This is a genomic window from Mesorhizobium sp. M0698 (genome assembly GCF_040320455.1).
Classification (GTDB): domain Bacteria; phylum Pseudomonadota; class Alphaproteobacteria; order Rhizobiales; family Rhizobiaceae; genus Mesorhizobium.
This window is the reverse complement of the sequence record NZ_JAMYPQ010000049.1, coordinates 1-13,062: the sequence shown is the minus strand read 5'-3', so window position 1 is coordinate 13,062 and position 13,062 is coordinate 1. Positions and strand designations below refer to the sequence as shown.

At 59.7% G+C, this 13,062-nt stretch carries 8 protein-coding genes, 8 pseudogenes and 1 other annotated feature; of the genes and pseudogenes, 8 read left to right on the top strand and 8 right to left on the bottom strand.

Going from position 1 to position 13,062, the window contains the following annotated elements; all coding sequences use genetic code 11:
* On the top strand, positions 1–143 hold a 143-nt coding region (locus NKI16_RS33140; protein ID WP_352443246.1), incomplete at its 5' end, for a winged helix-turn-helix domain-containing protein.
* 692 nt (positions 144–835) lie between these two features.
* Here NKI16_RS33140 and virD4 read toward each other — a convergent pair.
* The 3 genes and pseudogenes from virD4 to NKI16_RS33125 form a co-directional block, all read right to left on the bottom strand.
* Positions 836–2,581: a type IV secretion system ATPase VirD4 gene (virD4, locus tag NKI16_RS33135; protein WP_352726340.1), complete on the bottom strand. Its 1,746-nt coding sequence runs from the start codon at positions 2,579–2,581 to the stop codon at positions 836–838.
* A 247-nt stretch (positions 2,582–2,828) separates the two neighbouring features.
* Positions 2,829–3,695 (bottom strand): hypothetical protein, encoded by an 867-nt coding sequence (locus tag NKI16_RS33130; RefSeq protein ID WP_023766568.1) that lies wholly within the window; start codon positions 3,693–3,695, stop codon positions 2,829–2,831.
* Positions 3,696–3,906: 211 nt separating this feature from the next.
* Positions 3,907–4,209: pseudogene (locus NKI16_RS33125) on the bottom strand (transposase domain-containing protein); the annotation flags it as partial.
* 43 nt (positions 4,210–4,252) lie between these two features.
* Between NKI16_RS33125 and NKI16_RS33120 the strand changes: the two are divergent.
* Positions 4,253–5,687, top strand: a pseudogene (locus NKI16_RS33120) (IS30 family transposase).
* Here the strand turns inward: NKI16_RS33120 and NKI16_RS33115 are convergent.
* Positions 5,666–6,565: pseudogene (locus NKI16_RS33115) on the bottom strand (IS3 family transposase); the annotation flags it as partial. The pseudogenes NKI16_RS33120 and NKI16_RS33115 sit on opposite strands and share 22 nt — an antisense overlap.
* Positions 6,198–6,314, bottom strand: a sequence feature (AL1L pseudoknot). It overlaps the preceding pseudogene by 117 nt.
* 285 nt (positions 6,566–6,850) lie before the next feature.
* Here NKI16_RS33115 and NKI16_RS34210 point away from each other — a divergent pair.
* Together NKI16_RS34210 and NKI16_RS33110 are read left to right on the top strand one after the other, a co-directional pair.
* Positions 6,851–6,985 (top strand): annotated as a pseudogene (locus NKI16_RS34210) (IS6 family transposase); the annotation flags it as partial.
* An 83-nt stretch (positions 6,986–7,068) separates the two neighbouring features.
* Positions 7,069–8,988, top strand: a complete 1,920-nt coding sequence (locus NKI16_RS33110) for a potassium transporter Kup (RefSeq protein WP_352726342.1) — start codon at positions 7,069–7,071, stop codon at positions 8,986–8,988.
* Positions 8,989–9,115: 127 nt separating this feature from the next.
* On the opposite strand, the pseudogene NKI16_RS33105 reads toward NKI16_RS33110, so the two are convergent.
* The 3 genes and pseudogenes from NKI16_RS33105 to NKI16_RS33095 form a co-directional block, all read right to left on the bottom strand.
* Positions 9,116–9,825: pseudogene (locus tag NKI16_RS33105) on the bottom strand (IS6 family transposase).
* Positions 9,826–9,875: 50 nt separating this feature from the next.
* Positions 9,876–10,039, bottom strand: a pseudogene (locus NKI16_RS33100) (DUF1403 family protein); the annotation flags it as partial.
* A 230-nt stretch (positions 10,040–10,269) separates the two neighbouring features.
* Positions 10,270–10,647, bottom strand: coding sequence for a hypothetical protein (locus NKI16_RS33095; RefSeq protein ID WP_023679574.1), 378 nt, complete (start codon positions 10,645–10,647; stop codon positions 10,270–10,272).
* A 293-nt stretch (positions 10,648–10,940) separates the two neighbouring features.
* Between NKI16_RS33095 and NKI16_RS33090 the strand changes: the two are divergent.
* The 3 genes and pseudogenes from NKI16_RS33090 to NKI16_RS33080 all read left to right on the top strand — a co-directional run bounded on the left by NKI16_RS33090 (position 10,941) and on the right by NKI16_RS33080 (position 12,464).
* Positions 10,941–11,671 (top strand): annotated as a pseudogene (locus NKI16_RS33090) (IS6 family transposase).
* The gene (locus NKI16_RS33085) at positions 11,668–11,847 is read left to right on the top strand and encodes a hypothetical protein (protein WP_031194388.1); all 180 of its coding nucleotides are present in this window, start codon (positions 11,668–11,670) and stop codon (positions 11,845–11,847) included. Before NKI16_RS33090 ends, NKI16_RS33085 begins: the two are co-directional and overlap by 4 nt.
* Positions 11,847–12,464 (top strand): hypothetical protein, encoded by a 618-nt coding sequence (locus NKI16_RS33080; RefSeq protein WP_023679572.1) that lies wholly within the window; start codon positions 11,847–11,849, stop codon positions 12,462–12,464. The genes NKI16_RS33085 and NKI16_RS33080 overlap by 1 nt, the downstream gene beginning before the upstream one ends.
* A 105-nt stretch (positions 12,465–12,569) precedes the next feature.
* Here the strand turns inward: NKI16_RS33080 and NKI16_RS33075 are convergent, their stop codons facing one another.
* Positions 12,570–12,845, bottom strand: coding sequence for an acyl carrier protein (locus NKI16_RS33075; RefSeq protein WP_023679571.1), 276 nt, complete (start codon positions 12,843–12,845; stop codon positions 12,570–12,572).
* Between the two features lie 79 nt (positions 12,846–12,924).
* Here NKI16_RS33075 and NKI16_RS33070 point away from each other — a divergent pair.
* Positions 12,925–13,062 (top strand): annotated as a pseudogene (locus tag NKI16_RS33070) (DNA-binding response regulator); the annotation flags it as partial.

Sequence of the window (13,062 nt, the reverse complement as noted above, 5' to 3'; positions counted from 1 at the left end):
GTATCGATGTCCTAATCATGCGCTTGCGCCGAAAGCTGGAGGCTGATGCGGCCAACCCTCGCCTGGTCAAAACATCCCGTGGCGCAGGGTACTTCTTCAACGCTGACGTAGATGTTAGCTACGGAGGCACGTTGGCCGCGTGACAGTGAGCTATGCTGGAGATTGGGGTGACGAGGCTGATCAAGCCTTCCAACAGTACCAGCCTGATCAATTACGGCGAGAGCTACCGGTCCGGAGATCGCATCAGCGCCTCTCTGCATATGCACGCGGCCGCCTGAATTGCCGATTTCGCTCAGCTGCTGCTGAATGGCGACGGCTTGCGGCGTATTCAGGGCCCTCTGCGTCTCCGCTGGCCACAACAGCGCTGGGGAATGTTCATTGTTGGGACGACTCACTCGGGTGGCAGGTGGTTGCCCTGGTCAAGCGCATCCGGCGAAGGGCGGATCTGCTGTTCGCTGGCAGCCAAGACTGGGGGCGGCGGCCCGAACTCCGGCGTCCCAGAGCTTGCGAAAGCCTCCGACACGCTTCTGTTGAGGTCATCCCGTCCAGCGGGCATCCCTGGGTTGCTGAAAAAAGACGAGGCGGCTTGATGACCCTGCCCTCGCTGAAGCACCTCGCGAAACCCCTGTTCCAGTCGCAGAAGCTCCTCTGGATCGGTTGGCGGCTCGTCAGCTCGACCATCGAACAGCGGCCGGAGCGCCTCGGACACGTGCTGCTCAAAGCCCGCTCGCCGGGCCTGGACCGCTTGCCCGTCTTCCAAGCCGGCGTCCTGCACCTGCGACAAAGCTGTTACACGGGATGGATTGCTATTTCGCGGGTCCACACTAGCCTCACATCAAACTGTATCGTCAAAGTCCTGCGCCAATTCACACAGCGGGTCATCGAGTTGAGATTCTGCGGAGAGCGCCTCCTCTGCTCCCATCAAGGGCGCCGGCTCCGGGAGGGCGCCTGTCTGGCTTTCAAAGATGCGTTTCAGAATGCGATCCGAGAAATAACGCACCTTCCTCAATTTTAATGGTGGCAGACCTTTGATGAGAACAATCTCGTAGTCGTCATCGAGCAGCCGAACCTGTTCGGGACGCAATAGCGGTGCACCTTGATGGGAATTCTGAATGGTCCAGTCGAACGTTCGCGCCTGGCTGTGGGAAATCGATTTGGCTTCAAACGTGTATTCACCGATGGCCTTGGAAATGTAGTTCGGAGTCTCGTCATCAGCCGTGGCCATGAACACTTGCAGTCCGGTATTGCTGAGAAAATTCTGCTTGCCAGCCTCTCCATAAGCTCCCGTCAGTGCCGAAAGGCTTTGGATGATGAGCATGAAACGCCCCTTGTAGCCCGCGATAGTCGTGATTGCGGTCTCGATCGCCTCCAGCTTACCCAAGTGCTTGAACTCGTCGAGCAGGAAGAGAACCTCGTGCTTTTCATCCCGGCGGGCCAGCGACCGCTGCAGAATTGAAACGATTTGCTGAAAAAACAAGCGTATCAAAGGCGCGATCACCTCAAGGTCGTTCGGACCAACGCAAAGATAGATGCACGTTCTGCGACGGCGAAGATCATAGACCGAAAAGTCCGAGCGACTTGTGGCCGCCTTTACAGCGGGATCCGCCCACAGGTTGAGCCCGCCATCGCCGAGCACGGAAGTGTAGGAGGTTAGGATTTTCGTATCGTTCCCCGCCATGTCGTCGAAGATGCGTTGTGCCTCTTTGTTCTGGGTCTCCATGGCGAGTCGCGCGAAGAGCTTAAACTTCTCCCCCGGCTGGGCGAAGAGGTCATAGACGGCGCCGATTGTTGGCGTGCCCCGCTCGATGCAGGCAAGGATTCCCGCGACAAAGATATCTCGCGCGCCGCTGACGAAACCTTCCGCGCCCTCCCCCTTGGCCGTAATCAGGTTTGCGGCCAAGCGGCGGGCTTCGGTGAATTGCTGCTGTGGAGGCAGCGCTATAAGATCCAACAGCGGATTGTAGCAGTTTGTGCGCCGCTCCGAATCCAGCGGCGCGAATTTAAACACGTCGTCACCTGCGGCTTTGCGCGCCCTCGAGGTGAGCTCAAAGAGCTCCCCCTTGACGTCCAGAGCTATCACCGAGCCTTTGAATGTAAGTAGCGTTGGAATGACTATGCCGACGCCCTTGCCAGCGCGGGTCGGTGCAACGATGAGGCTGTGAGGCTGCTCGCCATTTGTCAGGTAGTAGCCAGGCCAGAAAGGGCCACTTGTCTTCCCAAACACCGGCCCTGTCACGCCACGGTATCGTCGCAGATATCCCGTGCGTCGCATTTCATCCACTCGAGCCCAACGAGCCGTCCCGTGGTGTTCGAGCTTGCGGCGCAATACGATCTGCTGAATCAGCAAGACGACCGCGGACGTCGAGAGCACGATAGCCGCGCCCCGATAGAAAACGGGGGTTGCGAAACCCAAATAGAAGGGCGTCTCAAACCAAAAGGCACGGACATCAAACGCCATCAGAGCCTCGCCGCTGCCGCCGTGGCGGAAGGTTGCGTAAAGACTTGCCGCACAGAAGCCCACGGCGAGTGAGCACGCGATGCTAATGGCTATGTTGGGGGGCGTCGTTTTTGTTGAAAGCATTGTTCCATTGCCGGATTAGCCGTAGCTAATGCTGCGCGTGCTTCAGAGACCGAACCGGCGTCGCGCGATGTCGCCGCTCGACAGATCGATGCCGCAGTGGGTGGTGCGATGCTTGCAGCGCATCACCCGGCAGACGTGGGTTTTGAAAGTTACACTAAGCAGGTACGTCAACGGCCAGCGAATTGGAAACGGCAAGGCCGTAAACGGATTTCGGGAGAGAAAGCGTCACTGTACCATGGCCGAGACCTCAACGGCCGGAGCGATCTCTGCTTCTGGTGGCCTCCATTAGGTCCTCTCGGGCGTGATTGAAGGCGTGGTTTATGGACCGCCCGATTTGAGCACCCCGCTGCAGCTGTTCATAGGAGGTTTGCGGGCCTACTGTATCACGGACTGCAGCCTCAATACCTGCTATGTGGCCGTCCAGATTCGCACTCCGTTCCTCTGCTGCATGCTGCGGCGGCGGCATGTGCGGCAAGATGTCTTGCATGCCGGGAAAAACTGAGTGAGCTTGGGCCTGTTGATTTGCGTCTAACTGTTGATACATGTTGAGAATAGCATTGGATGCCATCATCCTGACATTGCCATCCGGATCAGAAGAAGCCAATCCAATGGCCTGATCAAGAATGCGAGATTTGTTTTCGTCAGTAAACTTACTGAAGTGTGGCGCAACGTAATAAGCTCCGAGAGCTTGCGACGGCGGATCCATGTTGCCAATGCGATTAACAATAGCATCTTGCAGCCCTGGCGTTAGGTAATCGCCTAGATTACTGGCCGCTCCGACTTTCTGCAATGCTATGTCATCCGTGCTGTACCCCAATTCGGCTGTTAATGTCGCGGCCAGATCGATGGCTGATCGTCCAAGCCGATTGGTCCGCCTTTCAAATCTCGCGAGGTCAGTTTCTGGCCCGGGTTGAGTGCCCCGAACGGCTGTTCGCTCGTGCGTCCCGAGGCCTTTGAAGCCCCCAAGATTTCGCGCTGTATCGCGCGGGTTAGCGGTTACCAGCCGTTCTGCAACATCGCTCAATGGCCCCTCTGGAACGTCACGGAGGCTACTGCTCCCCACGCCTTGAGATGATCTTGCAGCTGCACGTGCCCGTTTGTTATCGCGATCCATTGCTCGCCTCCAAAGTAGTTATTCTACCCAATGAGGTTACCACCGAAGCTTGACCTGCTAAACCGATATGATGTTACAGTTGTAGTATGGCAAAGGGTTCCCAGCTCTGTGGGTCTGCCAAGTGCCCGTCCAAGCCGAAGAAAATACGATGAAGCTGGCATCAAATGCGATGTGAACTGCCCCGGGCATTCCGGTGGCCGTTTCGTTTGAGTCACGCGGCTATGGCTGGTTCATCCAACATGGCGTAGTAGCGTTCCTCGGCTTCGGCCGGCGGGATGTTGCCGATGGGCTCCAGCAGCCAGCGATTGTTGAAGCAGTCGACCCATTCGAGCGTGGCGAACTCGACGGCCTCGAATGAGCGCCAGGGTCCGCGTCGATGGATCACCTCGGCCTTGAAAAGACCGATGATCGTTTCCGCGAGAGCATTATCGAAAGAGTCGCCGACACTGCCCACTGCGGGTTCGACGCCGGCCTCCGCCAAGCGCTCGGTGTATTGAATGCTGACGTGTTGGGCGGATTCAACCGGTCGTCGCAACACCAAGGGATTGGAGGTTGCAATGACGGTTCACCAACGCGCTTCAGATCGGTGCACTCGAAAGAAGCTAGATTCGCCCGGGCGTCCGCCTGCCTGGCAGCGTGAGAATCGCTTCCGGTTCTGGCAAGCTATTGCCTTGGGACATTCGAGCGAGGAGGCCGCACTGGATGCCGGTACATCAACGCCTCTTGGTCCGCGCTGGTTTCGGAGTGCAGGAGGGATGCCGCCAACGCATTTGGCGCCGTGGGCGAAGCCGCCTTCGGGGCGATATCTTTCTTTCGGGAGCGCGAGGATATTGCGCTTGAGCTTGCCAAGGGAATCGGCATCCGGGCCATTGCTCGTAAACTAGGTCGGCCGCCGAGCACAATCTCGCGGGAGGTCAGGCGCAATGCCGCGACGCGCAGCGGCAATCTGGATTACCGGCCAGTGCCGCCCAATGGCACGCCGATCGTGAGTCCCGGCGGCCTCCTGGCAAGCTGGCGGTCAATCCGGCTCTGCGTGAATATGTTGAGGAGCGCTTGGCCGGCAAAGTCACCAACCCCAATGGCGCCTCATTCGAGGGCCCCAAGGTGGGTATGGAAAAAACGACAGAGCCGGAGGTGGTCGGCAGCCTGGAGCCCCGAGCAGATCGCTAAATCGGCTTCAGATCGATTACCCAGAGGATCAAACCATGCGGATCAGCCACGAGACGATCTATCAGTCCTTGTACATTCAAGGACGCGGAGCATTGCGCCGAGGACTGACCGCATGTCTGCGTTCAGGCCGAGCGTTGCGCGTACCGCGCGAACGCGCGTACCGCGCGAACGGGCCCGAGTTCGCAACAAGTCCTTCATTGGAGACGCCCTTATAATAAGCGACCGTCCGGCCGAAATTGCCGATCGGGCTGTCCCCGGACATTGGGAAGGCGACCTCATCCTTGGCCTCGGAAGCTAGGCGATCGGTACGCTCGTGGAACGAAGTTCACGCTTCACAATGCGTGCTTCACCTGCCGCGCATGCATGGCTATCAGCAGAGCCTGCGCATCAAGAACGGTCCACCACTTGCAGGCCACGGCGCTGAAGCAGTCCGCAGAGCCATAGCCCGATCCATGGGCAAACTTCCCGAGCAGCTGCGTCAGTCGCTGACTTGGGACCATGGAGCGGAAATGGCGCAGCAGCCGACCTGCGCATCGACACCGGGCTCGAGATTTACTTCTGCGATCCCCAAGCCCGTGGCAGCGAGACTCCAACGAAAACACCAATGGCTTGCTGAGACAGTACTTTCCAAAGGGCACGGATCTCAGTCGGCACACAGCCCGGGAACTGGACGCAGTTGCCCATGCTATCAACACAAGACCGCGCAAAACGCTCGGCTGGAAAACACCTGCCGAACTCCTCGACCAGCTCCTTGGGGGACAGTATGATGCCGGTGTTGCGACGATCCGGTTGAATCCGCCTTGGCTGCCTCTATCGCTGTGATGGATGAGCCCGCCTCCCCGCGCGGGCCGCCGATCATGGAGAGCCTGTTCCAGGGCATCGAGAACGAAGGCTGCATGCGCCGTCCGGCTCACCCGCCAGCCGACGATCCGACGGGCATAGGTGTCGATGACAAAGGCGACATAGACGAAGCCCGTCCAGGTCGCGACGCAGGTGAAGTCGGAGACCCGCAGCATGTTCGGCGCCGGAGCATGGAACTGGCGGTTGACGTGGTCGAGAGGGCAAGGTGCGGCCTTGTCGCTCACCGTAGTGCGGATCGGCTTGCCGCGGACGATGCCTTCGAGGCCCATGGCCTTCATCAAGCGGGCAACCGTGCAGCGGGCGACCTCGAAGCCCTCGCGACGCAACCGCCGCCAGACCTTGCGAATGCCGTAGACGCGGAAGTTCGCCTCAAACCCGTCGGACCTCATCCTTCGAGGCTGTATCCCATCTTGCCCGAGCCGACAGCCGGCAGGGGTCGACGCGCTTGGCGACATGGTCGTGGTAGGTCGACGGGGCGATCGGCAGCACCTTGCAGATCGGCTCAACCCCATGCGCCTTGCGGTGATCGTCGATGAACGCGATCGTGGCCTGAACCGGCGGTCGAGCTTCGCCTGGGCAAAATACGCGGAAGCCTTGCTCTCGTTGGCCTGCGAAGCTCGCGGCTCTCGCGTTCCAGAGCCTTCAGTTTCGTCGCAGCATCCGTGGGAACTCCGGCGCGCACGCCGCCGTCACGCTCGGCTTTCTTGCAGCCGATCTTGGCGGCGATCGATGAAACCGCCGCCCACCGCGACGTATGCTCGCGTTCGTGATCCAGAACCAGCCGCACCGCGGGGGGTCCGGACCTCGGGAGAGAACTTGTTGGTCGCCTTGCTTGTCATGGTTCCACCTTCTCAGGAGTTGGAGCCTCCGATCAACCCGGGGCGGCACACAACAAGGGTCACGGATCAATCTGGGCGGGAACCCTAGAGAATCAGCCCTCAGAGCCTTTGGTAATAGACCGACCCCTCGCACCTGTTTGGGCTGGGTGTACAAGTCAGGTTTTCATCAGGTTGGACGAGTATGTCTGGCAGCCAGAGCGCGACCACTTCCGTGCCCGCCCGCTCGTCTGGCAGACACACAAAGGAGAAAGATATGCCGTCAGCTACAAGCAGCGCCATCGTTTCCTGCCGCAGATCATCGCCCATCCGGTCTGGCCCTCCTTCAGGTCCCCTTTAGCCTGTGTCTCGTCGAGGAAATGGCCCGGGAGCGGGATCGTGGTTTCGTATGAGACAATCCGCCGGTGCGGCAACAAATGCGGTCCGCATACGGAGCCATTACCTCGCGGCACTTGATATTGCAGTGCAGCAAAGGTAGAGGGCCGCCCCTTATCGGAGTGTCGTCCATGGTCCTTACCAATACTGGTAGCGAGGCAGAACCCGTCGAACAGTCGAGCCATCCGGCAATCGAACAGCAAAGCCCCAAGGTGCTGATGCTAGGCGCGCTCGGCGTTGTCTATGGCGATATTGGCACCAGCCCGATCTACGCGTTCCGTGAGGCGCTGGTGGCGTCGTCGGGCGGCAATGTCGCCGAGCGCGGCGATATCCTCGGCGTGCTGTCGCTGATCATCTGGTCGCTGACGATCATCGTCACCATCAAGTACATCATGTTCGTGCTGCGCGCCGATAACGGCGGCGAGGGCGGCGTGCTGTCGCTGATGGCGCTGGCGCGCGGCAGTTTCCCCAAGCGCTCGGCGCTGATGCTCGGCATCGGCATCGTCGGGGCATCGCTTTTCTTCGGTGATGCCGTCATCACACCGGCGATATCGGTGCTGTCGGCGGTTGAGGGCATGAATGTCGTCACGCCGACCTTCCAGCCCTATGTCGTGCCGCTGACACTGGTCATTCTTGCCATGGTGTTTGCGGTGCAGCGCTTCGGCACGGGCGGGGTAGGATTGGTGTTCGGCCCGGTGACGGCGGTGTGGTTCCTGGCAATTGGCCTTTCCGGGCTCAACCACATCATCGCCGATCCGGAAATCCTGTGGGCGGTGAGCCCGCACTACATCGTCGCCTTCCTGATCAATTCGCCCGACGTCGCTTTCGTGACCATCGGCGCCATCTTCCTCGCCGTCACCGGCGCCGAAGCACTCTATGCCGATCTCGGCCATTTCGGCCGCAAGCCGATCGTGCTGGCCTGGCTGGCGATCGTGTTTCCCTGCCTGCTGCTCAATTATGCCGGGCAAGGCGCCTTCGTGCTGGCCAAGAATGGCGTCGTCGGCCATCCATTCTTCGAGATGAACGAAGGCTGGACGCTGATCCCGATGGTCGTGCTGGCGACGGCCGCGACTGTCATCGCCAGCCAGGCGGTCATCTCCGGCGCCTTCTCGCTGACCCGGCAGGCGGTGCAGCTCAATATGCTGCCGCGCCTGGAAATCCTGCACACCTCGGAGAAGCAGTCGGGCCAGATCTACATGCCGCGCGTCAATCTGTTGCTGGCGCTGGCGGTGATGCTGCTGGTCGTCGGTTTCGGCGAATCGAGCAAGCTCGCCTCCGCCTATGGCATCTCGGTGACCGGCAACATGCTGGTGACGACGGTGCTGCTGTTCGTCGTCATGACCCGGATCTGGAAATGGCGGCTGTGGGTGGCGGTCGCCATGACGGCGCTGTTCGGCTTCATCGATGTCGGCTTTTTTGCCTCCAACATCGTCAAAGTGTTCGAGGGTGGCTGGGCTTCGCTGGCGGTGGCCTTCACCATTGTGCTGGCTATGTGGACCTGGGTGCGCGGCAGCCGCTATCTGTTCGACAAGACCCGCCGCAACGAAATCCCGCTCGATTTCCTCGCCGGCAATCTCCTGAAGAAAAAGCCGCAGCTGGTGTCCGGCACCGCGGTGTTCCTGACGAGCGATCCACTCAGCGCGCCAACCGCGCTGATGCACAGCCTGAAGCACTACAAGGTGCTGCACGAGCAGAACGTCATCCTTTCGGTGGTGACCGCGCCGCAACCGGTGGTGCCCGACAGCGACCGGGTCAAGATGGAGACGGTCAACGAGCTGTTCATGCGGGTGACGCTGACCTTCGGCTACATGGAGCAGCCGAACATCCCGCGCGCGCTGGCGATCTGCCGCAAGCAAGGCTGGAAGTTCGACATCATGACGACCTCGTTCTTCCTGTCACGGCGTTCGCTCAAGGCCTCGCCCAATTCCGGCATGCCGGTGTGGCAGGACCGGTTGTTCATCGGCCTGGCGCGTACGGCGGCCGACGCGACGGAGTACTTCCAGATCCCGACCGGACGCGTCGTCGAGATCGGAACGCAAGTGACGATTTAGGGCATGCCGCGGTTGAGAAGAATCGGTGCTGTCACATTGATTGAGCGGTAAGGAAATTCAGGTAGCAGCGCGCCCGGCACTGTAAGTTTCAGCGGCTTGATGCAGCGATAGCTGGCCGGGACGGCTGTCACGCTGTGGCGACACACGCGATTTTGTTCCAGATTTGCATGGGGCGTTACGCAGGTCTCGATGTTGAGCCGATGACAGCGCATTGCAGGGAAAGTGAGCAGGTCGGCAATCGGATCATGGATGGAAACGAACCGCTGAAGCTGGCGTGCCGACTTGAAGCGTTTCATGATCCTTTCGCGTCGTCGGGTCGGCTGGTGCGAATTTTCCGCTCGATTATTCAGGCCTGTGTGCGACCGGTGTTCGACGCCGGGCATGAGGTCGCGCATGGCGGCATCATAGGATCGGAGCTTGTCGGTGATCATGATCCGTGGTGTCCGCCCTTGAGCTTTCAGCAACTTGCGCATCAGACGCTTTGCCGCCTTGGCATTTCGGCGGCTTTGTACCAGCACTTCGAGGACGAAGCCGTCCTGATCGACGGCACGCCAGAGCCACTGCTTCTTGCCACTGATAGCCACGACACATTCGTCGAGATGCCATTTGTCGCCCAGGCAGCCGGCTGATATTGATCTCCTGGGCGGAATGCCGTCCGAATTTCTCCGCGCAGCTTCGAACGGTCTGATGCGTGACGATGATGCCGCGGGCCGCCAGCATGTCCTCAACCATGCGCAGGCTGAGCGGAAAGCGAAAGTAGAGCCATACCGCGTGCGCAATGATCTCGGCGGGAAAGCGGTGGCGACCATAGAGCGGATCACGAGCAACTTCTGACATGGCCCAATGTACGCACATCTTCATAAGCTGTCGGTTGACTTTACGATGCCGCGCCAAGCGAGCAGCATCCGGCCGGCGGGGCCGACCCCGTCTCCCGGCCGTGAGCAGAACGGCATCGCGCAGGTGCCGCTTCATCCTCGACGCGGCCAGCCTGCTTTGCCGTTACCGCCGCCGCCGAAAGCGCCAGGCGTTGCCGCCAGGCGCCGATCCGCCGGCAGCGGTTCGCCGATGATCCGATTGCCAACCAGTTCCACTTTCCCCCAATACCTGCGTAACGCCGCCATGCAAATCTGGAACAAAATCGCGTATGTCGCCGCAGCATGACAGCCGTCCCGACCAGCTATCGCTGCATCAAGACGCTGATATCTTTACAGTGCCCGCACGCCTCTCGCGCGCCAACGGCCAGTCGGGTGTCGCGAATGAGGCGCGCTGAAGCCATCCGGCTCAGCCGATCATGGCGCTTCGGTTGCCGGGTTCGAGGTCGTGGCCTCTGCCGCTGCGCGATTCTAGCATTTGCGCCTTGGAGAGCTCTGCTTCAGCCTCGGCGAGGCATGGCTCGGCTGCGGTTCTCTGCCGCAGAAGGTCCGATTGCGAATTCTTGACGTTGTCACGGCGTAGGCGAGCGGCCTTGGCGAACGTCGGATAAGCGAAATGATTGACATCGGAGATGCCGGCCTTCGTTTCCTCGGCGTTTAACTGGAAGTCCAGTTCTCGCGCCATGCGTTCGAAATCGGCAATCATGATGTCTAGCTGGTGCAACTGTCGCCGCTTCTCATTCACCTGAAATTGCTTCAGTCGGACCAGATTACCTCGTGGCTTCATGACTCGGTACTCCGGTACCCATTTCGTCCAATCAAACCGCTCTCTCCCCTTAACGTTAGGCCTACAGCGACTCTCACGTTTTCTGCTGCGAGCGGAAACATATTTTCCAAAATCCTTGGCCGATGGCTATGAGTTCAATGGCATCGACAAGCATGCGAGCGGGGGACTTAAGGGGCGGTAAAAAAAGGCGGAATAGGGCGATTTTCACAATGTCTGCATATGAACGCGTTGAGACTGCGGCGGGCTTGACACACAAAGCAATCGTCAAGATTTGCGACATGGACGCCGGGGGCATGAATACGCCCGCCGTCAGCTACACGCCCCCCGATTTCCGCCGCCTATTATCGCCCACGCGGTCTGGCTTTATTTCCGGTTTCCGCTGAGCCTGCGCCTGGTTGAGGAAATGCTGCTGGAACGCGGCATCGTGGTTTCGTATGAGACAAGTCGCCGGTGGGGCATCAAGTTCGGGCTGGACTGCGCTCGCTGCTTGCGCCGCAAGCCGCCGTGCCGGAATGATGTCTGGTACCTGAACGAAGTGGTCGTCACCATCGCCCGGCAAAAAGCTTTGGTTGTGGCGCGCCGTCGACCAGGATGGATATGTGCTGGACGAAATCGTGCAAAACCGCCGCAACACCAAGGCCGCCAAGCGCTTGCTGACGCGGCTGTTGAAGAAGCAGGGGCTCGCGCCGAAGCGCATGATCACCGACTAGCTGCGCTCGTATGGAGCGGCAAAGCGACAGGTGATGCCGGACGTCAAGCACCGGTCGCACAAGGGGTTGAACAACGGAGCGGAGAATTCCCATGTGCCGCCGCGAAAACGGGAGCGGATGATGCAGGGGTCCGATCGCCGGGAGGCCTGCAACGCTTCGTCTCGACCTTGTCAGCCCTCCGCAACCTCTTCGTCCCGCCCCGCCCCAAACGTTCTGCTCTCGCCATACATGTTCATCGCCTCAGCGCGATGGCGCTGGTGATATCACGACGCGTTTGTACCGCTCGACCTACGCCACAGGTGCCGACGCTGTGACGAGCTTCGTCGGTCGCGTGTCGAGTGACGGCACCGGGGACAATTATCGTCGACCGCAGTCCATTGCCCAGACCAAGGCGCTTCTCGGCGTCGGCACGATGGCAAATCGCAGCGTCACGATCTCGGCCGCTGCCCCTTCTGGCGGCGTGGACGGTGATTTCTGGGTGCAGCCGTAATGGCCCTTTACGTCAAAGCCTCCGGGGTCTGGGGGGCGGCCAGCGCCGTATGGGTGAAAATCTCAAGCCTCTGGACCAAGGCTCGACAGGTCTATGTGCGCAGCTCGGGCGTCTGGGAGAAAATGTTCCCGATAGATCTGGTCTTCAATGGCACTCACGAAGACTCGACTGCCACGACCGTTTACACCCACACCAGCATTCCGCTTCTTGTCGCGCCACACGCTAATCGTCGTGTCATCGTGACAACTGAGACCACTGACACCGAAAGTGCAGTGACCGTCAACAGTATGACGATTGGGGGTGTGGCTGCCACCCTTCTCGCTCAGGTGGAAAGCATCTTCAATTCTGGTGTGGTCTATCTGTCAGTGTGGTCAGCCCTCGTGCCAACCGGTACGACGGCAACGATCGTGACCACGTATAGTGAGAGCGTGTTCCGTGACTACATGTCGGTCTATACGACCACCAATTGGGATGGTGTGGTGGGCACTGTTGCCTCTGACAACAATTCAACGGGTGGCCTGACAACGACCGTCAGCATTGGTGCCCTGGGCGCAGCGATCGCAATTGCGGGCAACGCCACCAAGGGGGCATCGGCACTGCGACATGGACCGGGCTGACCCAACAGTTCTCAAACACACCAGTCACGAATAGAAACCACAGCGGAGCAATGGCAATAGCTACCGCCGCCCAAGCTGCCCTCACCGTAACCTGTGCCTACAGCACTACTCCAGCACTTGCCGCACTGCTGGTGGTTCCGCGGTGCGCAACTCCTGACTGGCGACGGCGTCGGCGACATGCCTTACGGACTCGTATTGCCAGAGCTTGTAATCGTCGACAAACCAGCCAAGTCGGCTCTCGATCGCCGTAGCAAGCTCGTTATAGTCGAGGCTGTCGAGGCCGAGATCCCGCATTCTGGTTGTCATCGACACCTCTACTTTTTCGGCAACTAGAGCGTTGAGGGTTTTGAGAACCAGTTGTTCAATTTCAAGTAATGTCATCACTAATACATGCCTTTTGCTTGCAGATTCAGGTAATGCAACCCTGATCGGGGCGCAACCCCCAAAACGAGGTGTGCCGTTGAAACATGTTCTTGTCATTGACGATGATGCCGCAATGCGGCGCCTCATCGCCGATGCATGCCCTGAAGGTAACCGCAGTCCACGATAGCAAGCAGTTTGACTATGTTCTTTCACGTGAGCCAGTCGATCTCGTGGT